24 protein-coding genes and 1 other RNA gene are annotated in these 21307 nt (G+C 36.9%); 13 read left to right on the top strand and 12 right to left on the bottom strand.

Going from position 1 to position 21307, the window contains the following annotated elements:
* Positions 1–185: 185 nt before the first annotated feature.
* The 4 genes from J0871_RS14075 to J0871_RS14090 are packed head-to-tail and all read left to right on the top strand — an operon-like array spanning position 186 to position 3144.
* Positions 186–749, top strand: coding sequence for an RNA polymerase sigma factor (locus tag J0871_RS14075; protein WP_208225912.1), 564 nt, complete (start codon positions 186–188; stop codon positions 747–749).
* Entirely contained in the window at positions 736–1302 is a 567-nt protein-coding gene (locus tag J0871_RS14080) for a DUF4179 domain-containing protein (RefSeq protein WP_208225913.1), read from the top strand. The genes J0871_RS14075 and J0871_RS14080 overlap by 14 nt, the downstream gene beginning before the upstream one ends.
* On the top strand, positions 1286–2371 hold the full coding sequence (locus J0871_RS14085) for a hypothetical protein (protein ID WP_208225914.1): 1086 nt from the start codon (positions 1286–1288) through the stop codon (positions 2369–2371). Before J0871_RS14080 ends, J0871_RS14085 begins: the two co-directional genes overlap by 17 nt.
* 38 nt (positions 2372–2409) lie before the next feature.
* The gene (locus J0871_RS14090; protein WP_208225915.1) at positions 2410–3144 is read left to right on the top strand and encodes a head GIN domain-containing protein; all 735 of its coding nucleotides are present in this window, start codon (positions 2410–2412) and stop codon (positions 3142–3144) included.
* Between the two features lie 34 nt (positions 3145–3178).
* Here the strand turns inward: J0871_RS14090 and J0871_RS14095 are convergent, their stop codons facing one another.
* Together J0871_RS14095 and J0871_RS14100 are read right to left on the bottom strand one after the other, a co-directional pair.
* Complete coding sequence (locus tag J0871_RS14095; protein WP_208225916.1) at positions 3179–4516, bottom strand: MFS transporter; 1338 nt, start codon at positions 4514–4516, stop codon at positions 3179–3181.
* A gap of 82 nt (positions 4517–4598) precedes the next feature.
* Positions 4599–5420, bottom strand: coding sequence for a M48 family metallopeptidase (locus J0871_RS14100; protein ID WP_208225917.1), 822 nt, complete (start codon positions 5418–5420; stop codon positions 4599–4601).
* 182 nt (positions 5421–5602) lie between these two features.
* Between J0871_RS14100 and J0871_RS14105 the strand changes: the two genes are divergently transcribed.
* The 5 genes from J0871_RS14105 (at position 5603) to lpdA (ending at position 9696) form a co-directional block, all read left to right on the top strand.
* Positions 5603–6472 carry an alpha/beta hydrolase gene (locus tag J0871_RS14105; protein ID WP_208225918.1) on the top strand — a complete coding sequence of 290 codons (870 nt, stop codon included), beginning with the start codon at positions 5603–5605 and terminating at the stop codon, positions 6470–6472.
* A gap of 91 nt (positions 6473–6563) precedes the next feature.
* Positions 6564–7058: a peptide-methionine (R)-S-oxide reductase MsrB gene (msrB, locus tag J0871_RS14110; RefSeq protein ID WP_208225919.1), complete on the top strand. Its 495-nt coding sequence runs from the start codon at positions 6564–6566 to the stop codon at positions 7056–7058.
* A 36-nt stretch (positions 7059–7094) separates the two neighbouring features.
* On the top strand, positions 7095–7487 hold the full coding sequence (gene msrB, locus J0871_RS14115; protein ID WP_093305967.1) for a peptide-methionine (R)-S-oxide reductase MsrB: 393 nt from the start codon (positions 7095–7097) through the stop codon (positions 7485–7487).
* A gap of 19 nt (positions 7488–7506) precedes the next feature.
* Positions 7507–8079 (top strand): hypothetical protein, encoded by a 573-nt coding sequence (locus J0871_RS14120; RefSeq protein ID WP_208225920.1) that lies wholly within the window; start codon positions 7507–7509, stop codon positions 8077–8079.
* Between the two features lie 225 nt (positions 8080–8304).
* Positions 8305–9696 carry a dihydrolipoyl dehydrogenase gene (gene lpdA, locus J0871_RS14125; RefSeq protein WP_075327230.1) on the top strand — a complete coding sequence of 464 codons (1392 nt, stop codon included), beginning with the start codon at positions 8305–8307 and terminating at the stop codon, positions 9694–9696.
* A gap of 178 nt (positions 9697–9874) precedes the next feature.
* Here the strand turns inward: lpdA and J0871_RS14130 are convergent, their stop codons facing one another.
* The 4 genes from J0871_RS14130 to J0871_RS14145 form a co-directional block, all read right to left on the bottom strand.
* Positions 9875–10600 (bottom strand): diphthine--ammonia ligase, encoded by a 726-nt coding sequence (locus J0871_RS14130; protein WP_208225921.1) that lies wholly within the window; start codon positions 10598–10600, stop codon positions 9875–9877.
* A complete protein-coding gene (aroQ, locus tag J0871_RS14135; protein ID WP_208225922.1) occupies positions 10600–11022 on the bottom strand; it encodes a type II 3-dehydroquinate dehydratase in 423 nt (140 codons plus the stop codon). The genes J0871_RS14130 and aroQ overlap by 1 nt, the downstream gene beginning before the upstream one ends.
* 141 nt (positions 11023–11163) lie before the next feature.
* The gene (locus J0871_RS14140; RefSeq protein WP_208225923.1) at positions 11164–11652 is read right to left on the bottom strand and encodes a hypothetical protein; all 489 of its coding nucleotides are present in this window, start codon (positions 11650–11652) and stop codon (positions 11164–11166) included.
* A 145-nt stretch (positions 11653–11797) separates the two neighbouring features.
* Complete coding sequence (locus J0871_RS14145; protein ID WP_075327990.1) at positions 11798–12403, bottom strand: porin family protein; 606 nt, start codon at positions 12401–12403, stop codon at positions 11798–11800.
* Between the two features lie 116 nt (positions 12404–12519).
* Between J0871_RS14145 and xerD the strand changes: the two genes are divergently transcribed.
* The gene (xerD, locus tag J0871_RS14150; RefSeq protein ID WP_208225924.1) at positions 12520–13416 is read left to right on the top strand and encodes a site-specific tyrosine recombinase XerD; all 897 of its coding nucleotides are present in this window, start codon (positions 12520–12522) and stop codon (positions 13414–13416) included.
* Between the two features lie 118 nt (positions 13417–13534).
* A complete protein-coding gene (locus J0871_RS14155) occupies positions 13535–14497 on the top strand; it encodes an aldo/keto reductase (protein ID WP_075327235.1) in 963 nt (320 codons plus the stop codon).
* A gap of 85 nt (positions 14498–14582) precedes the next feature.
* Here J0871_RS14155 and rny read toward each other — a convergent pair whose 3' ends face one another.
* The 4 genes from rny to J0871_RS14175 all read right to left on the bottom strand — a co-directional run bounded on the left by rny (position 14583) and on the right by J0871_RS14175 (position 16945).
* Complete coding sequence (rny, locus tag J0871_RS14160) at positions 14583–16145, bottom strand: ribonuclease Y (protein ID WP_075327236.1); 1563 nt, start codon at positions 16143–16145, stop codon at positions 14583–14585.
* Positions 16146–16195: 50 nt separating this feature from the next.
* Positions 16196–16303, bottom strand: a non-coding RNA gene (ssrS, locus tag J0871_RS14165) — 6S RNA.
* A 55-nt stretch (positions 16304–16358) separates the two neighbouring features.
* A complete protein-coding gene (locus J0871_RS14170) occupies positions 16359–16649 on the bottom strand; it encodes a cell division protein ZapA (RefSeq protein ID WP_075327237.1) in 291 nt (96 codons plus the stop codon).
* Between the two features lie 5 nt (positions 16650–16654).
* Positions 16655–16945, bottom strand: coding sequence for a hypothetical protein (locus tag J0871_RS14175; RefSeq protein ID WP_075327238.1), 291 nt, complete (start codon positions 16943–16945; stop codon positions 16655–16657).
* 184 nt (positions 16946–17129) lie between these two features.
* Between J0871_RS14175 and J0871_RS14180 the strand changes: the two genes are divergently transcribed.
* Positions 17130–18824: a M23 family metallopeptidase gene (locus J0871_RS14180; RefSeq protein WP_208225925.1), complete on the top strand. Its 1695-nt coding sequence runs from the start codon at positions 17130–17132 to the stop codon at positions 18822–18824.
* A 195-nt stretch (positions 18825–19019) separates the two neighbouring features.
* Here J0871_RS14180 and J0871_RS14185 read toward each other — a convergent pair whose 3' ends face one another.
* Both J0871_RS14185 and J0871_RS14190 read right to left on the bottom strand, forming a co-directional pair.
* Positions 19020–20192 (bottom strand): GlmU family protein, encoded by a 1173-nt coding sequence (locus J0871_RS14185; protein ID WP_208225926.1) that lies wholly within the window; start codon positions 20190–20192, stop codon positions 19020–19022.
* Positions 20193–20378: 186 nt separating this feature from the next.
* Positions 20379–20630 carry a type B 50S ribosomal protein L31 gene (locus tag J0871_RS14190; protein WP_037314972.1) on the bottom strand — a complete coding sequence of 84 codons (252 nt, stop codon included), beginning with the start codon at positions 20628–20630 and terminating at the stop codon, positions 20379–20381.
* 148 nt (positions 20631–20778) lie between these two features.
* Here J0871_RS14190 and J0871_RS14195 point away from each other — a divergent pair, with 148 nt between their 5' ends.
* Positions 20779–21297 carry a DUF4199 domain-containing protein gene (locus J0871_RS14195; RefSeq protein WP_075327242.1) on the top strand — a complete coding sequence of 173 codons (519 nt, stop codon included), beginning with the start codon at positions 20779–20781 and terminating at the stop codon, positions 21295–21297.
* Positions 21298–21307 lie beyond the last annotated feature (10 nt).

Genomic DNA, 21307 nt, shown 5'->3' on the forward strand with positions numbered 1-21307 from the left:
TTATGGTTCTTAATCTTTTCTTTTTCGGTAAAGCCTTGAACTTAGTATTCTAAGCGGCTTTTTATGCAATTTCTATTAGAAGTAGTCAATTCCTGTGCCACCATCTTTTTTATATTTTTTTTCTCAAAACTGTAACAAATCAAAATCAAAGCTATCTTTATTATAGAAACTAGATAGTTTTTTAATTGACACCAACCATCACACATATTAATGATCTTGTTGCACGTTGCCAAAAGGGCGATCAGCGCGCGCAAATGGAAGTGTATGAGCGCTACTATAGGGCAATGTACAATACCTCGGTACGTATTGTAAAAGATACCGCCGAAGCAGAAGATATTATGCAGGAAGCATTTTTAAAAGCTTTTTCCAAAATAGATAGCTTTCAGGGGACTTCAACTTTTGGAGCCTGGTTAAAAAGGATTGTGGTAAACCTAAGTATTAATGCTTTCAATAAAAAGGTAAAATTAAACGAAGTAGCCTATAATGATGAGCTTAAAAACGAAGTAGATGAAGGAGAAGGAATTATCCTGGAAGAAGATTCAAAAAGTAAAAAAGTAGATAAGATTTTAAAAACACTTAATTCACTTAAAGAAAATTACCGCGTTGCTTTAACGCTGCACTTAATTGAAGGTTACGATTACGAAGAGATTGGTGAAATACTAAATTTAAGTTATGCCAATTCCCGAACAACAATCTCAAGAGCTAAAGAAAGCTTAAGAAAAAAATTGCTAAAAGATGAAGAAAGATAAAATAGACGAGCTTTTTAAAGAGCTGGACTTTGACAATAAAGAACCTGCTTCAGGCCATAGAACCAGGTTTCTGGAAAAGCTGGAAGAACAGAATAACCACGCCAAAACTTTGGGTAGCAGGCCGCACAAGAGAAGCCTTTGGGCTCCAATGCTATCGGTGGCTGCAATTCTTGCGATAGCTTTTATGGTTTTTGCCGGTTTTTTTAATGAAAACACCCGCAGAAATTCAGGAGAATTGGCAAGTGTTTCTCCAGAAATGAAAGAAACCCAGCAATTTTATACCCAGCTTATAAAAACAGAACTGGCAACCCTGGAAGCTGAAAACACCCCGGAAACCGAAGCTATTGTAAATGATGCGCTAACACAACTTGAAAAACTGGAAACCGAGTACAAAAAACTGAAAAAAGACTTGCAAAACAGTGGTAAAGATAAACGGGTTATCTACGCGATGATCTCCAATTTTCAGCAAAGAATAGATCTATTAAATGAAGTACTTGAGCAAATAGAAAATATTAAAACCCTAAAAAACCAAAGCGATGAAAACTATATTTAAATTATTAATGGTAACGATGCTGGCTCCGGCTTTAAGCTACTGCCACGGCGATCTCAACGGGAGACACACCAAAGAGAAAAAGGTCACCAAAACTTATAATGTGAGTGCTACTGATTTGCTTACTATAGATAACAGCTACGGGAATGTAGATATCTCTACCTGGAGTCAGAACAAAGTGGTGATAGAAGTGAATATAAAAACCAATGGCGACGATGAGGAAAAAGTACAAAAGAAACTGGACGAGATCAATATAGAATTTAATCAATCCTCATCTGGAGTGAGTGCAAAAACCCATTTCACGAGAGAAGACAGATCCTGGTGGAGTTCACTTTTTAATAGTTCTGGCAATGTAAATATGGAAATTAACTATACCATTAAAGCGCCTGAAAAACACAGCGTAGATATAGAAAATGATTACGGCGGAATTTACATAGACCGGCTCTTAGGCAACGCAAAAATTAGCTGCGATTATGGAAAAATTGATATTGGAGAATTACATGGAAATTCTAACCAGCTTAATTTTGATTATACCAGAAACAGCCACATAGGTTATGTAAAAAATGCGGAGATAAATGCAGATTATAGCGGGTATGAAATAGAAGAAGCCGAGAGACTAAATATTAGCGCCGATTATACCGATTCCAGGATTAAAAAAGTAGCCCAGCTAGATTTTAATTGTGATTACGGGAGTATAAATATTGAAAAAGCAAAAAAGATCGTCGGTAATGGAGACTATCTAAGCACTAAAATTGGTCGTGTTTTTGAATCTTTAGACCTTAATCTAGATTATGGTTCTGCAACTATAGATAAGATCTTAAAAGGAGTTTCTAAAGTAGAAATAAACACCGATTATGCCGGTATAAAACTGGGTTACGATAGAGAACATCCCTTTAATTTTACTGTAAAATCATCTTATGGAAGTGCAAAAGGGCTTGAGGAGATGCAAATTAGAAAACGCCACGATGAGAATACCAGCAAGCTTTTTGAAGGGTATCATCTTGAAGAAAATTCAGGTAACAGTATTTTTATAAACACTAATTATGGAAATGTAACTTTCAATAAACAATAAACAAACTAAAAACAATCATCAATCATTAAACTTAAATCATGAAAAAACTAATCTTAATTTTATCAGTATTATTTATCGCATCATCCCCAGTACAGGCGCAATGGTGGGGCAGCAGCGAAACCATAAAAGGAAACGGCGAAATGACTTCAGAAAAAAGAAGTACCGGCGATTATGACGAAATTTCCCTGGTAGGCTCTATGGATGTGGAACTGGTTTCTGGCACCGAAGGTAATTTAACGGTAGAGGCCGAAAGCAAACTGCAAGAATATATCACTACCGAAGTGAGTGGCGGTACTCTAAAAATTTCAGTAGAAAAAGGTTATAATTTGAAACCTTCCAGAAGTAATGGCATTAAAGTTACTGTTCCTTTTAAAGACTTAGCTGCAGTTGAAGTAACAGGATCTGGAGATCTTTGGAATTCTTCAACAATTACAGCCAGAAACTTTAGCACCAAACTTACCGGTTCTGGCGATATAAAATTAGATCTGGCGGTTGAAAACCTGGAAGGTGCGGTAACGGGGTCTGGGGATATCCTTTTATCTGGAAAAGCCAGGGACTTTAATTGTAAAGTTACCGGATCTGGAGATTTTAAAGCCTATGGTCTTAAAGCCGAAAATGTAGAAGCTACAGTAATGGGTTCGGGAGACATTCAAATTTCCGCCAATAAAAAGTTGAAAGCTAAAGTAATGGGCTCGGGAGATATCAAATACAAAGGAAACCCTGAAAACCAGGATTTCAAAACTTCAGGTTCGGGTTCAATTTCATCAAATTAATATTCAGAAGAAATAAATTGAAAAAGAAAAATTATTAAATTCTGTCTTTCGAGACGGGATTTTTTATGGGTACCCTTAGCAGCAATATTACCCCGGCGATAAAAAAAATCACTAAAAACAAGATTGAATTTCTAACGCTTCCGGTAATTTGAGCCACGATTCCGTAAAGAAACATTCCTATCACAATTCCTATCTTTTCTGAAACATCATAAAAACTGAAATAACTAGCGGTATCTATAGCATTTTCTGGAAGCATTTTAGAATAAGTAGACCTGGATAAAGACTGAATTCCTCCCATAACCAAACCTACCGAAGCAGCCGCCACATAAAATTGCTGTGGACTCACTATAAAAAAAGCATAACCGCAGATAGCGATCCAGATTAAATTTATAAAAATGAGGATTTTAATATTCCCATATTTTATAGCCAGCCTCGAAGTTAAGGTTGCTCCTATTACTGCCACCAGTTGGATTAATAAGATACTAATAATTAAGCCGGTTGTGGCGTCTTGCTCCCCCCACTCCAATTCTTCTATCCCAAAATAACTTGCTACCAGCATTATGGTTTGTACAGCCATACTGTAAACAAAGAATGCGGCTAAATATCGCTTTAGTTGAGTATTATGTTTTAGGGTGAGCCATATTCCGCGAAGTTCTCTAAATCCATTGAAAAGCACATTTTTTGTAAATGCAGCTTTTTTATTTCCTTTTGGTAAATAGGCATAAGTGTATTGGCTAAAACCAATCCACCATACCCCGGTTAATACAAAAGACAAACGTGTAGGTAAAGCTTCACTTTCAAAACCAAAAGTTTCATAATTAAGAATCATTAGTAAGCAGACTACCAATAAAATCACACTACCAATATAACCTAAAGAAAATCCTTTCGCGCTAACTTTATCCTGCTGATTTGGAAAAGCAATATCTGGCAAATAGGAATTATAAAAAACCAGGCTTGCCCAAAAACCAATAAGCGCAAGAAAATAACACAATAAGCCAAACCAAAGAAATTCCAGACTAAACCAAAAAAGACCAATGCAGCTAAATGCTCCCAAATAGCAGAAAAACTTTAAGAAATTCTTCTTATTACCTACATAATCGGCAATTCCAGATAAAAACGGACTTAAAATAGACACTACCAGAAAAGCAGTTGCGGTAACGTAACTTATTAAAGAATCGTTGTTAAAACTAATTCCGAAGAAATCTACAGTATCGTCCAGGATACTACCATCTTCATCTTTTACAATGGTTAGTGCTCCATAAAAAATAGGAAAAATAGCTGAAGAAATTACAAGACTGTAAACCGAGTTCGCCCAGTCATAAAAAGCCCAGGCATGTAATAATTTTTTATGCCCTTTGGGGAGTGTATTCATTTATTCAGAATCTTTAAAGAGCCCTAAAATAGAAAAAGCTGCCTTAAAAGACAGCTTTTTCATATAATTTATACATTATGTTTTATTGGAAACTTGTAACACCGTATTTCTTAGCTTCGGCTTCAGCTTCAGGTGCCCACTTTTGCAGGTTGTTTATCCTGGTTTCATTAGCAGGGTGAGTACTTAAAAACTCTGGTGGAGCCTGGCCATCACTTTGTGCAGCCATCCTTCTCCACAAATCGGCAGCCTCGTAAGGATCATATCCAGCTATTGCCATTAAAGTTAAACCAATTCTATCGGCTTCGGTCTCGTGGCTTCGGCTAAAAGGTAACATTACTCCTAACTGTGTTCCCAAACCGTAAGCCTGTGCAAAAATTTGCTGAGTTTCCTGGCTTCTACCGCTAACAGCTACTGAGCCTGCAACTGCTCCTAATTGTTGCAATTGTGCTGCACTCATTCTTTGAGCTCCATGATCGGCAAGGGCGTGGGCAATCTCATGAGCCATAACTACGGCTACCCCGGTTTCGGTTTCAGCTACCGGTAAAATTCCGGTAAAGAAAACTATTTTTCCACCAGGCATTGCAAAGGCATTTACAGCATCATCTTTTACAAGATTATATTCCCATTTAAAATCTTCTAAAAATCCCTGGTACCCATTTGCATTTAGGTATCTCTCAGCGGCAGTTTCAATTTTATTACCTGTTCGCTTAATCATTTGTGACTCGGCAGTGCCAGTTATAACTTCATTTTCAGACAAGAATTGATCGTATTGCTGAAATGAAGCAGGAAATAACTGATCGTTAGAGACAAAATTCAAATTCTTTTCTCCGGTAAATGGATTGGTTTTACATGCTACCACGAGCAGTAAAACAGCAATCACACTAATTGTCTTTTTAAGTTTCATATGTTTTGGTTTAGTTTTGTTAAAATTACAAAAGCCTTGAATGCTTATTAATCGCTTTAAGCATCATTTAACAGTTTTCAAAAATGATACCATAATGAGAATAATCCTGTAGATAGCCGTTTCTTACGGGTTGGGACATTTAAGAAATATGTAAATTGCGGCTTAATTACCTAAAATTAAAAATGAACAAACAGCAAAAAGACCAAATCCCGGTACAAAGATTACTTGTACCTAATTATATTAGATATACCGGCAACGTACTCTCTAAACTATCACCCTTTGTAGCCAGCAGGTTTGCTGGGCAACTTTTTTTAACTCCATTTAAATATAAGCTGCCAGAGCGTGAAAAAAACATGGATGAACTTTCTAAACAATATCGGGCAGAAATTCCAAAAACCGGGCGTGAAATTGTGGTATATGAATTTGGGGAAAGCAAAAAGAAAATTTTATTGGTGCACGGGTGGAGTGGCCGTGGAACCCAATTAGCCAAAATAGCTGAAACCTTAAAAGCTGAAGGTTTTAGTACCATTAGCTTTGATGCTCCCGCCCACGGTAAAGCTCCCGGCAGGAAAAGTATGATGCTGGATTTTATAGATTCCATTCAGTTTTTAAATGAAAAATATGGTCCATTTGAAGCTGTGATTGGTCATTCACTTGGGGGTATGGCTACGCTTAGAGCTGTAAAAGAAGGGTTGAACACAAAAAAACTGGTAATAATAGGCACCGCCAACAGTATTACCCACATAACCCGTGAATTTGCGCGAAACCTTAAAATGAACCGTAAGGTTGCCGATAAAATGAAAGCTCATTTCGATAAAAAATTTGATATTGATATGGACAGCTATTCAGGAGCAATTTCGGCTAAAGAGGTAAATGTACCTACTCTTGTTGTTCACGATGAGGATGATGTAGATGTAGAAATATCTTCGGCTTACGATATTCACAAGGCATTAGAAAACAGCGAACTTTTTATAACAAAAGGTTTAGGACACCGTCGTATATTGGGCGACTCTAAAGTAATTAACAAAATCACAACGTTCATCGCGGTATAATCTTTGTACTTTTAAAAGAAAAAACCCATCCAGGGTTTTTAGAAATGGCTATTCCCTTAAAATATAAGTAGCTATTTAAATTAAAAAAGCAATGAAAAAGATAATACCAATTTTACTCGCCGTCTTTGTGATGAGCTGCCAGGGTAATGCCCAAAAAGAACAGGAGAAAAATCAAAAAGCACAGGAAGAGTTTGAAGTTTCCAAAACTGATAAAGAATGGAAAGCAGAACTAACCGATGCAGAATATAGGGTTTTACGGAAAGCATCTACAGAGCCAGCATTCTCCAGTCCTTTAAATGATATAAAAGAAGCCGGAACTTTTGTTTGCGCTGCCTGCGGAAACGAACTTTACAAAACCGAACATAAATTTATGAGCGGTACGGGCTGGCCAAGTTTTGATCGCCCCATTGAAGGCGGAGTTGCTTATGGAACAGATTCAAAATTAGGTTACCAAAGAAACGAAGTACACTGCGCCCGTTGTGGTGGGCATTTAGGCCATGTTTTTGAGGATGGACCAAAAGAAACCACTGGTAAAAGACATTGCATAAACGGGATTGCAATGGATTTTGAACCAGAAGAAAAATAAGATTTCCGCCTTCGCGGAAAGGACAAAAAATTTATTATGAAAAAGTACAGTATAGAAAAACCCGAAACCGAATGGAAAGAGCAACTCTCTGAAGAGCAATTTCGGGTATTGAGAAAAAAAGGAACAGAAGCACCACATACCGGGAAATACAATATGCATTTTGAAGATGGTGAGTATTTTTGCGCCGGTTGTGGCGAAAAACTTTTTGACAGTGAAGCCAAGTTTGAGAGCGGCTGCGGTTGGCCCAGTTTTGATAAAGCCATAGAAGGTAAAGTAGAATACGTACAGGATAAAACCTTTGGTATGATTAGAACAGAAATTCTATGTGCTAATTGCGGCGGGCATCTTGGCCACGTCTTTGATGATGGACCTACTGAAACCGGACAACGATATTGCGTAAACTCGGCCAGTATAAATTTTAATAAATAACAACCTAACACCTATTATTATGAAAAAATTATTTTCTATTTTATTTATGACCACATTTTTATTCTCCGCCTGTGAAGGTGATCAAGGGCCACAGGGACCTCCGGGACCTCCCGGTGAAGATGGATTTGACGGAATTGACGGATTAGGATATACTTATGAACAGACTTTTAATTTCGATTATTTTGCAGATACTAATACCTATTCCTATTTCATTAATATTCCAGATGAGGTAGCAACCGTGAACCCTCAGGCTGATGCAGTTTTAGTATATCGACTTGAAGTGGTTGAGGATAATGATGGAAACGATGTAGATACCTGGAGTTTAATTCCTCAGAATTTCTTCCTTGATGAAGGCACTATACAATACGTTTACAACCATACCGCTGGAGATGTTGAAGTTCTTATAGACGGTAACTTTGATTTAAGCAATCTTGACTCGTTTTTTGTCGAAAATCAAACCTTTCGTATTGTAGTTCTTCCTTCTGATACTTTCGCAGAAGATACAGGTATTAATGTTTCAAGCTATAACGCCGTTATGAACGCACTCGATTTAAAAGAAAGTGATGTAAAAAAAGTTGAAGCGATTAAATAATCCTTCATTTATATTAAGTTTTTATTTGACCTCCCAGGTTTCAAAACCTGGGAGGTTTTTTTGTATTCATAAAATACAATATAAATAGAATTTAAAATCTTTACCTTTAATATAGCTGGTATACTCCTTACGAAAACTTTTCAGTTTAAGCGATTATTCCTTAAATTCGCAACTTCACTCGCTAAGCGAGATTTGATTTATTAAGCCTAATAAAAAATTCCGAATATGAGTAAATACGATATCATTGTTTTAGGTAGTGGCCCGGGTGGTTATGTAACCGCCATTAGAGCTTCACAGCTAGGTTTTAAAACCGCAATTGTAGAAAAAGAAAGCCTTGGAGGTGTTTGTTTAAACTGGGGGTGTATCCCAACTAAAGCCCTTTTAAAGAGTGCCGAGGTTTTTGATTACCTGAAACACGCCGAAGATTACGGATTAAGTCTTGAAAAAGCCGATAAGGATTTTTCAAAAGTCATTAAACGTAGCCGCGATGTGGCTGCAGGAATGAGCAAAGGAGTTCAGTTCCTAATGAAGAAAAATAAAATAGACGTAATTGAAGGCTTCGGAAAATTAAAATCCGGTAAAAAAGTCGCTGTTACAGATAAAGACGATAAAACCAAAGAATACCAGGCCGATAATATTATTGTGGCTACTGGTGCGCGTTCTCGCGAATTGCCAAACCTTAAACAAGACGGTAAAAAAGTAATTGGTTACCGTGAAGCAATGAGCCTGGAAAAACAACCAAAATCTATGATTGTTGTTGGTTCTGGCGCTATTGGGGTTGAGTTCGCTCATTTCTACAATGCAATGGGAACTGAGGTTACCGTGGTAGAATTTTTACCAAACGTTGTGCCTTTGGAAGATGAAGAAATCTCCAAACAATTTGAGCGTAGTCTTAAAAAAGCAGGAATTAAGGTTATGACCAATTCTTCGGTAGAAAGTGTAGATACATCTGGCAAAACAGTAAAAGCTAAGGTGAAAACCAAAAAAGGCGAAGAAACACTGGAAGCTGATATCGTACTTTCTGCAGTTGGAATTAAAACCAATATTGAAAACATAGGCCTTGAAGATCTTAAGATCAAGACCGATAAAGATAAAATTGTTGTAGACGATTTTTATAAAACAAATGTGGACGGAATTTATGCTATTGGTGATGTAGTTCACGGGCCAGCTCTTGCTCACGTTGCTTCTGCAGAAGGTATTCTTTGTGTGGAAAAGATAAAAGGAATGGATGTAGAACCATTAGACTACGGAAACATTCCAGGATGTACATATGCCACTCCTGAAATTGCATCGGTTGGAATGACTGAAAAGCAAGCCAAAGAAGCCGGTTACGAACTTAAAGTAGGTAAATTCCCTTTCTCTGCTTCAGGAAAAGCAAAAGCTGCAGGAAAATCTGAAGGGTTCGTAAAAGTAATTTTTGATGCTAAATACGGCGAATGGTTAGGTTGCCATATGATTGGCGCCGGCGTTACCGATATGATCGCTGAAGCGGTTCTGGGACGTAAACTGGAAACTACAGGCCACGAAGTATTAAAAGCAGTTCACCCTCACCCTACAATGAGTGAAGCGGTGATGGAAGCTGTTGCTGCTGCTTACGATGAAGTAATTCATATTTAAGAAGCATATAATTTTAAAAATTAAAATCCCCGAAGCAATATTGTTTCGGGGATTTTTTGTTTTTAACGTCATCCTGAATTTATTTCAGGATCTAATATGTTTAAAATTTAATTATGTTAGAAGCTGAAACAATCCCATAGCTTCGGGACAGCTTGAAGAAGTTAAAATGTTTAGATTTCTATTTCAACAACAAATCACAATATACAAAACTGGTATCCCAGGATTTCTGATCTTTAGAAAAGCAATTATTATCTAATTTTTTAGCAGGTTTATACGATCTCTCTACCATCTCCCCTTTTTTAAATTTAATTGGTTCGTTAAAGATTGGTCCATCAAAAATAAAAGTGTGAAATTCCCCGTTTTCACCACAAGGATCTACGTCTTTTGGGAGATCTTTTAAAAAGCTTTGGTCTAGAATTCTTCCGCAGAAAGATTTGTCGAGTTTATCGGTATTTACACAAACCACAATAGCTTTAAATCCGGTGGCAATAAATTCTTCTAAAAGCTCCTTGGTATCCTGTTTCCAAAGCGGAAATACTGCCTGTACCCCTATTTCCTCTAATTGATTTTCACGGTAACGCTTCAGGTCCTCGAGAAAAATATCACCAAAAATACTATGGGTAAATCCTTCGTCTAAAAGTTTGTTGATTTCTATTGTCATTATCTCATTATAATTTTCCATAGAAACCTCTCCGTGCAATTCTATTTGTTGAAGTGGTAAATCTAAACCCGCTGCCTGTTTTTGTAGTAATTCCAGTCGTACGCCGTGCATAGAAATTCGGTTAAACTCAGTATTTACCGTTGTGACTAATTTTTGCACCGAATATTCTCCATCCTGCTTAACCTTATAAAGTGCCAAAGCGGCATCTTTACCACTACTCCAATTTAGATAGGCTTTTTTCATCATTTTTCATTTAAAAAACTTTGAATTGCCAAATCGTATCCTAAAAGTCCGAAACCAAGAATTACCCCTTTAGCGTTAGGAGCTATATAAGATTTATGCCTGAATTCCTCCCGCGAATGAGTGTTGGAAATATGTACTTCTACAACAGGAGTTTGTATTCCTTTAATTGCATCTCCCAATCCCACCGAAGTATGTGTGTAAGCGGCGGCATTTAAAACAATCCCGTCAAACTCCTTATCGGCTTCATGAAGTTTGTTGATGAGTTCCCCTTCTATATTACTTTGAAAATAGGAAAGTTCGGTTTTTTGAAATTTAAACTGGAGTTCAGAAAAGTAGTTTTCAAAACTTTTATTTCCGTAGGTATCAGGTTCACGGGTTCCCAAAAGGTTAAGGTTGGGACCGTTTATAATCATTATTTTCATTTTTTACCGGTTAGCTGGTTATACTCGTAAAGGTAAAAAATAAGATATAGTTGATCTATAAAAAACCCTTCAGAAAAAAAGAAGATCCTTTTAGGGAAATTCAATTTTTAAGAAGGGTAATTTCTGGTTGGTTACTTACAGTTACAATCCAAATTCAAGTCCCAGGTTTATGGCCCCAAAACTACCGCCATCTACACTAATTCCGGTATAAGATCCTACCAGACCTATAATTCCAAAATTATAGCCCACTTGCGGCCTATAATAAAAACCACCGTCGTTGCCATCATTTAAACCTACTGCGTAGCCCAAATCGGCTCCAAAAAAGAAACCTCTTGCAAGTGAAATTCTTCCAGATGCTGCAATAGGTAGAAAAGCAGGATCATCTACTTCAAAGCCGCCAAAATTATCTTCGTCCATAAAAAATTGAGTATATCCTATTTTAGGACCTAGATACAACATATCAGCGACGTCTAGCATATAAGCTAAATCTACCCCGGCTTGGAAATTACTTACTTCTTCAATATCTCCAACAGGTAAGCCAACATTTGCTCCTATTCTTAATCCGCTTTGTGCCTGCATAGCAGTGGTTCCCAATAAAGCAAAACAAATAATAAGTACCAGACGTTTCATAATTATACATTTTTGGTTACTTACCTAAAGGTATTGTAATTAACAATTAGTAGAACCTATAGTAGTGAATTACAGGATTTCAGGTATAAAAAAAGCGGGAACCATTAAGTTCCCACTTTCTATTCATAGGTGTTAATATGTCGTATTAAAACATTAGTCCAATACCTGCCTGGATCCCGTTATTTTTAATAGCATCGTCATCCCAGTTGTCGCTATCAAATACATCTGTAAATCCTTGAGTATACCTCGCAGATAAGAAGAACCCGTTGTTGAACTTGTAAGAAGCACCAATAGCACCTCCAAATTCAAAAGTACTTCCAGCTTCAGTATCAAATTCTGCTTCACCAATACTACTTTCAAAATCGTACTCTTCTTCTACTAAAAAGTTAAAAGAAGGTCCTGCTTCAATAGATAAACCATCTATTAGGTAGATCTTAGCTAGAACAGGCACTTGAATATAATCCAGTTGGTATTCTCCATTTACATTCTGTCCAGCGAAATTTCTATTTGCTTCCACTCCCTGGGTGGCATAAAGCACCTCTGGCTGTAAAGAAAAACGTTCGCTTAATGGAATTTCAGAAAGTAAACCTAAGTGAAACCCTGTTCGGCTTTTCTCATCCTCAAATCCGTCTGAAGTCATATTGGTGAAATTAACCCCACCCTTAGCTCCAAAATACACGAATTCCTGTGCGCTAGCCGCGGTAGTAAAACCAAATACGGCAATTACTGCAATTAAAATTGACTTTTTCATTACGTTCATTTTTGTTAGTGTTACAAGGGCAAATGTAGGAACAGGCTTCTTAATAAAATGTTATGTAAACCTAAAGTATTACTAAGATTAAGGCAAATTGTTTATATCTTTAACGTATGAAATGGGCTTCAGCACTACAGGATTATTGCAACTACCTTCGTATAGAACGCGGACTTTCAAACAATTCTATTACTAATTACAGGATGGACGTGGTGAAACTTATCAACTTTTTGAGCGTTAAAAAAATTGAAGTCTCTCCACTTCAAATTTCAGAAGAAATCTTACAACAATTTATTTACGAAATTGCTCGCAATGTTAATGCACGTTCCCAATCGCGTATAATTTCTGGCTTACGCGGATTTTTTAATTACCTGGTTTTTGAAGATTACCGCAAAGACAATCCTTTAGATCTTATAGAATCGCCTAAAATAGGCCGTAAACTGCCTGATACTATATCAACTGAAGAAATAGACCTGTTAATCGCAACAATAGATCTAAGTAAAGCTGAAGGCGAACGCAATCGTGCCATCCTGGAAACTTTATATGGTTGTGGTTTGCGGGTTAGTGAACTTACCGAGCTAAAAATTTCAGACCTGTTCTTTAAAGAAGGTTTTATAAAAGTAACCGGAAAAGGAAATAAACAGCGTTTTGTACCTGTTTCAACTTATACACAGAAGTTTATTAATATTTATAAAGATGAAGTTAGAATTCAGCAAAAGATCAACAAAGAATTTTCTGATACTTTATTTCTAAATCGAAGGGGAAACCAGCTCACCCGCGCAATGATCTTCACTATAATTAAACGTTTAGCCAAAAAAGCCGGAATTCAGAAAAAGATAAGTCCGCACACATTTAGACATTCATTTGCCACCCATTTACTGGAAAACGGAGCCGATTTACGTGCTATCCAACAGATGTTAGGACACGAGAGTATTACCACTACTGAAGTGTATATGCACGTAGACCGCAAACATCTTCGGGAAATTATGGAGCAATATCATCCAAGACGATAACTTATATTAAAGTTCGGTTAAACAGGTTTCGAAACTTCAAAAAGCCTGTATTTATTAGTATTTTAAGGCCAATTGATTTTTAAAAATTGCGAAGAAAAAATTTAAACCAATTCAAAAAATGAAAACATTAAAGTTTAAGAACGGTGATGAAATGCCGGCCATAGGATTAGGCACCTGGAAATCTGGAAAAGATGAAGTGAAAAATGCGGTAAAAACTGCATTAAATAACGGTTATCGCCATATTGATTGCGCCGCTACTTATGGCAATGAAGACGCTGTTGGTGAAGCTTTCGCTGAAGTTTTTTCTGAAGGGAAGATAAAACGCGAAGAAGTATGGATTACTTCAAAACTATGGAATAACGCTCATAAAAAAGAAGATGTGATTCCTGCATTGAAAAAAACGCTGAAAGACCTTCAATTAGATTATTTAGACCTTTATCTAATTCACTGGCCGGTAGCATTCAAATCCGAGGTGGATTTTCCTCAAAATGATGATGAATATTTATCATTAGAAGAAGTGCCGCTAATAGAAACCTGGAAAATGATGCTTGAAGCCAAAAACCAAGGTTTGGTAAAACACGTGGGTGTTTCTAATTTTAGCACAATGAAACTTGAAGAATTAATGGAAGAAACTTCAGAATATCCAGAAATGAACCAGGTAGAATTACATCCTTATTTACAACAAAATGAGTTGCTGGAATTTTGCAGTAAGCATAACATTCATGTTACGGCATTTTCTCCTCTTGGCAGTGGCGACCGTCCCGATAGAATGAAAGCCAAAGACGAACCTTCTTTACTGGAAAATCCTGTAATTAAGAAAATTGCTAAAAAGCACGGTGCAAGTGCCGGCCAGGTATTGATAAAATGGAATGAAATGCGTGGAACCGCGGTGATCCCAAAGTCTACCAATGAGGAAAGAATTATAGAAAACCTTGCCAGCGCCGGACTTAATCTAAATGAAGAAGATTTAGAAGAAATTGCTGCTTTAGACGAGCATTACCGGTATGTAACCGGCGAGTTTTTTGTCACCAAAGGAAATTCTTACCAGAACATTTATGACGATGACGATTATAAAGCTTAGTTAATCGTAATTAAAAAGGGTGTTTGAAATAGTTACTACGTCAAACACCCTTCTAAATATGAAATTTTTAAAATATTATCTATCTCTACTTAGCAATATTTACCGCTCTTGTTTCGCGAATTACCGTTACTTTAACCTGTCCAGGATAAGTCATATCAGTCTGGATCTTTTGTGAAATTTCAAAAGAAAGGTTTGAAGCTTTTTCATCATTCACTTTTTCACTTTCAACAATTACACGTAATTCACGTCCTGCCTGGATGGCGTAAGCTTTTTTCACTCCTCCAAATCCAAAGGCAATCTCTTCAAGATCCTTTAAACGCTGAATATAAGAATCCAGCACCTGCCTTCTGGCTCCCGGTCTTGCACCGCTAATTGCATCACAAACCTGAACAATAGGAGAAAGTAAAGAATTCATCTCTATCTCGTCGTGGTGAGCACCAATAGCATTACAAACTTCAGGTTTTTCGCCGTGTTTCTCTGCCCATTGCATTCCAAGGATCGCGTGAGGCACTTCTGTTTCGGTTTCCGGCACTTTACCAATATCGTGTAATAATCCCGCACGTTTAGCCAGTTTTGGGTTAATACCAAGTTCTGAAGCCATTACGCCACAAAGTTTTGCAACTTCCCTGGAGTGTTGTAATAAGTTTTGGCCGTAAGAAGAACGATATTTCATTCGTCCTACCAGTTTGATCAATTCTGGGTTTAAGCCGTGAATTCCTAAATCAATTACGGTACGCTTACCAATATCAATAATTTCCTCGTCAATTTGCTTGCGGGTTTTCTTAACCACTTCTTCAATTCTGGCCGGGTGAATCCTACCATCGGTTACCAATTTATGGAGTGATAAACGAGCAACTTCCCTTCTAACCGAATCAAAGCAAGAAAGAATAATAGCTTCAGGAGTATCGTCTACAATAATTTCTACCCCGGTTGCGGCTTCTAATGCCCTAATATTTCTTCCTTCACGGCCTATAATTCTACCTTTTACATCATCGCTCTCAAGGTTGAAGACTGAAACACAATTCTCAATTGCCTCTTCAGTACCAATTCGCTGAATGGTGTTTATAATAATTTTCTTGGCTTCTTGCTGTGCGGTTAATTTTGCTTCTTCTATAGTATCCTGAATTAACGCCATAGCATCTGTCCTGGCGCTGTCCTTAAGCGCTTCAGAAAGTTGTGCCTTGGCTTCATCGGCAGAAAGACCAGAGATCACTTCTAACTGCTGTATCTGGCTATTGCGAAGTTTATCTATTTCTTCCTGTTTCTTTTCAAGATATTCTACGCGCTGATTATAATCGGTTAATTTTTCTTCAAACTCTTTATTGAGCTTTTTATTCTTAGAAAGTTCTCCCGAAACCTGCGATTCTTTATCCCTAATGCGTTTTTCGGCATCATTCATCTTCTTATCCCGGTTAAGAATTACCTTCTCGTGCTCCGATTTTAACTCGATGAATTTCTCTTTAGCCTGTAGTATCTTATCTTTTTTGATACTTTCTCCTTCAGATTTTGCTTCCTTAAGAATGTTGGCTGCAGTCTTCTTGGCGTTTTTAATGGTTTGTGAAGCTCTTTTTCGCTCCAACTGTTTAGCAATAGCAAACCCTATCGCTATACCCACAACCCCAATAACTATATTTAGTAATATCTCCATATTTAAAATTTATGTATAAAAAAAGCCTGTATTAGATAGGTTTTTGGATTAAACTCCTTAAAAACAAGTTTAGGGCTAACAAGCTGATCAAGAATCCGCTCTAAGGCGGCGCGCTTTTACAACTTAGACTCACCCTCTTTAAAGAATCTCTGTTGAGTTTATCAAAATATCACTAATACAGGCAGTAACCTTTATTTATTTAAAGAACGTTTATTATACCAGGTGCTTCTGCAGCAAATCGTTAAGTGATTTGAGTTTATCTTCTGCTTTAAGCGTATCGGTAGATCTATCTATATCTTTTTGCTCGGTTTGGGCGGCAAATTGTAAAGCACACATCGCTAATACATCCTGCTTATCCCTCACGGCATAACTTTGCTCAAATTGCTTAATCATAGCCTCAATTTTCTTCGCTGCCTTACGTAAACCTTCTTCCTGTTGGGGATTAATGGTTAAAGGGTACACACGGTCTGCAATAGAAAGTTTTATTTTTAATTTATCGGCCATATTTATTATTCAGATAATTGAACAATGCATTGATCAATCTCCCTTATTAAGCTATTTAATTTAAGCTTGGTTTCTGTTTTGAATTCGGTACTGCCCAGCATTGCATTGGCGGCTTTAAGGTTTTGAACTTCCTGATTAGAACCTTCAATTTTTTGGGCTAATCTTTGATTTTCTTCTTTAACAGCGGTCATTTCTTCCTCTAAAGAACGGTGATTCTGCTTTAAATTTTCATACTTATGAAGCAGTTTACTAATCCTATTTTCAAGGCTATCAACGATTTCTGTCAATTCACTCATAAAAGCCAAATGTAATGCTTATCCCCACAAAGTTAACATTCGCGCTCTAATATGCCAATTGTTTTTTCGTCTATTTTTAAAATTAGGCAAGACATTTGCTAAGTTTCTAAGCACTAAGCCTTTAATTTTTGATTAAACTTTAATTAACTTTACCGCCCTGTTATACCCCAAATAAAAAATTAATATGAAATCTATTTTAGCTGTAATTCTATTATTCTTTAGCACTGCAATCTTTGCCCAGGCGCAGCTTCCGAAAGATTATTTTCAAAAACCGCTTGATGTTCCACTTGTGCTTTCAGGTACTTTTGGAGAACTGCGTTCCAATCATTTTCATAGCGGATTGGATATTAAAACCCAACAAAGACAGGGTTTAAATGTAATTGCTTCGGCTAAAGGATATGTTAGCCGAATAAATATTCAACATTATGGCTACGGAAAAGCGCTTTATTTACAGCATCCTAACGGCTACACCACTGTTTACGCCCACTTAAAAGAATTTTCGCCCGAAATTGAAGCTTATGTAAAAAAGCGCCAATACGCAAACGAAACATACGAAATAGAGCTCTTTCCTGAAGCTGGAGAATTACCGGTAGAAGCCAATGAACTTATTGCCTTTAGTGGAAATACGGGTGGCAGCGGTGGCCCTCACCTTCATTTTGAAATTCGTGATGGCAGCCAACGACCTATGAATCCTAAACTTTTTGGGATAAATATTGAAGATAATAGAGCACCCATAATTGACGGATTGTATGCTTATCCTTTAGACGAAGAAGCACACATAAATAATTCCCGGGAGCGACAAAAAATAAACCTTACACCACTTGAAGATGGTAGTTATATTGCAAGCGAAATTGATGCCTGCGGAAATATTGGCTTTGGTATTTCATCTGTAGATCAGCAAGATGGGGCTCCTAACCGAAACGGAGTCTATCAAATTGAAGCTGAGCTAAATGGCGATCGTATATTAACCTTACCCTTTAAGCGTTTTTCTTTTGCTGAAACCCGTCACCTTAACCAGTTAATCGATTATGAATATTATAGCAAAAACCGAAAACGAATTCAAAAACTTTTTGTTGAAAAAGGAAATCCGCTAAGCCTGTACGAAGATGTAGTAAATAAGGGAGAGTTACATATTCAGGATAGCCTTAATTACAATTACACCATAAAAGTGAGCGACTTTGCCGGAAACCAGCGCGTGATAAGAATTCCTATCCAGGGAGTTCAACGAAACGATATTCCGCCTAAAAAAGAAGATAAAACCGATTATTTTGCACAGGCAAATCAGCCTTTCGCTGCCGAAGCTAATGGAATGGATATCTATATCCCCAAAGGAAGTCTTTATAGCGACACCTATTTAGATATTGAATTTGGAGAAGACAAAGTGAAAGTTCATGAAGACCACACCCCGCTTCATAAAAATATCACTATAGGTTTTGACGTTAGTGAATATTCAGCTGAAGAAAAGGAAAAACTTTTTATCGCAAGATTAGGTTATGGAAACCGCCCTAATTATTCTTCTACCTACAAAAAAGCAAACCGATTCACTACCGGTACAAGAACTTTTGGAGAATATACCCTGGCATCAGATGTTACACCTCCAAAAATATGGCCTACCAATTTTAATGATGGCCAGTGGATTTCCAGCAACAATACTTTACAGGTGAAAATTAGCGATGATCTCTCAGGGATTAAAAGCTATCGAGCTACGGTAAACGGGAAATTTATTCTTATGGAATATGAGTATAAAAACAATACGCTAACCCACGATTTTAGTGATGGTATTGTAACCGATACCGAAAACCAATTAAAAATTATTGTAACCGATAATGTGGGGAATAGCAATACTTATGAAGCTACGTTTTTTAGGAAGGATTCTTAAAAATAGAAGTAAATAAGTTTTAATGAAATAAAAGGCTATCTGAAATATCTAATTTACGTCAAGCTGAACTTGTTTCAGCTTCTAACACGTTGCAAATTCAACCAACTTAGATCCTGAAATAAATTCAGGATGACGACTTAAAGATATTTCAGATAGCCTTTATTAATATTCTTTTGGAAAGTTTTGTTCTATCAACTACCCTCGCCTCCACTTACTGGTTTCCTCAAAAACGTGTTCAAGTATTTTTTTATCTTCTTCTGAAAATTCCAAGTTCCGGCGGTTCATAACAATTTCAGCAACCTCAAAGGCTTTCTCGGTTTTGTAAACCGTCATCCCGGCGCTGCCACCCCAACTGAAGCTGGGTACAAAATTTCGAGGAAACCCGGCTCCAAAGATATTTGAACTTACGCCCACAACCGTCCCGGTATTGAACATCGTGTTAATTCCGCATTTACTATGGTCGCCCATCATTAATCCGCAAAATTGCAATCCGGTTTTAGCAAAACCTTCAGTTTCGTAATCCCAAATACGCACTTCAGCATAATTATTTTTCAGGTTGGAATTGTTGGTATCGGCACCCAAATTACACCATTCCCCTAAAACCGAATTTCCTAAATATCCGTCGTGACCTTTATTGGAATTCGCAAAAAGCACTGCATTATTTATTTCTCCGCCACCACGACATCCAGGCCCCAACGTTGTTGGACCATAAATTTTAGCACCCATTTTCACCAAAGCACCTTCGCAAACTGCGAGAGCTCCTTTTATAAGGCTGCCTTCCAGTACTTTTGCATCTTTCCCTATATAAATGGACCCGGTGGAAGCGTTTAATGAACAATTCTCCACTTCGGCTCCTTCCTCTATAAAAATCTTTTCGGGATTTTTTACGTAATTCGATTCGTGGATGGGCTGAGATTTTCTGCCTTTGGTTATAATTTCAAAATCGGCTTCTATAGCTTCCCCGTTTTTTGAAAAAATATCCCAGGAATTATTTATTTGAATTACCCCATCGGCCAACTCTATTTGCTCATAGTCCTCTAAAGCTACTTCCTGATCTTCGTAAGCGTGAAAAGCAACAATATCTTCCTGATGAAAGATTGCCTGGTTTGGTTTTAGGCTTTTTATTTGTTGCAAAAATCCAGGATTAGGAAGAAAAGAAGCATTTATCATTATGTTTTCTTCCAATTCTACCATTGGCCATTTTTCGGCTAAATAATCTTCGGTAACTGTAGAAGTGGTAGATTTTAAAAGGAACTCCCATTTTTCCCGAATTGTAAGAATACCAACTCTAATATCGGCTACAGGCCGCGTAAAGGTAAAAGGGAGTAAGCGGTTCCTGGCAGAACCGTCAAATAATATATAATTCATCCGCACAAATTTAGGTTTCAAAAATACAAATAAACTCACTTGACGCAAGTCTACGGGCTTTTAACTTGAAAAATGAAGTGAAAAATAAGTTCCTTCTTCCTGAAACCTTTATATATTATAAAAAGTAAAGCACAAAAAAAGTCGCCTTAAAAAAGACGACTTTCTGAAATTATATATAACAAAAAATTATTTCTTGAATTTCTTGTACTTGTTTTTAAACTTGTCAATACGCCCGGCGCTATCAACCAATTTGGTTTGCCCGGTGTAGTATGGGTGAGAAGTTCTTGAGATTTCCAACTTAATAAGTGGATACTCTGTACCTTCTACTTCAATAGTTTCTTTAGTGTTCGCGGTAGATTTAGTAATGAATACATCTTCGTTAGACATATCTTTAAATGCTACTAATCTATAATTTTCCGGATGGATTCCCTGCTTCATCGCTTTAGTTCTTTTAATTTTCGAGGTGCAAATTTAAGTAATTCAATTATAAAAACAAGGGATAGACAAAAATATTTTTAATTCTTCTGCAATGTAACGTTTTGTTATATTTGCTTACTAACCGGTTGTAACTAAACAATCTTAAATTATGGAAAATTCTACTTCAATTAAATCGGTTGCCTATCCTTACGGGTTTGTTCTTGCTATTTACTCTATTTTAGCCCTGGTTCTTATTTATGTTTTTAATGTAGCTCAGGATAACTGGGTGGTCGGGGTAATAAATACTCTTGTTTCAATTGCTATTTTTGTTTTAGCTATTAAAAAATTCAAGCAAAATAACAATGGTTTTCTAAGTCTAAAGGAAGCTTTAAAAGTAGGATTAGCTGTAGCCGTAATAAGCGGAGTAATTACTGCAATTTATTCCTATATTCATTATAGCTTTGTATATCCTGAGTATTCAGAAATGATGTACGATCAGGCAGTTTTACAAATGGCAGAACAAAATATGCCAGAATCTCAACAAAATCAAGCTTTGGAAATGACCAAAATGTTTACTAGTCCCTGGTTTTTTGCAACTATGGCGCTAGTAGGAAGTTTATTTTTCGGCTTTATAATATCATTAATTACAGGGTTAATTCTAAAGAGAGAAAATCCTGCACATCAATAGAAATAAAATA

The sequence above is a fragment of the Salegentibacter sp. BDJ18 genome, assembly GCF_017579965.1.
Classification (GTDB): Bacteria; Bacteroidota; Bacteroidia; order Flavobacteriales; family Flavobacteriaceae; genus Salegentibacter.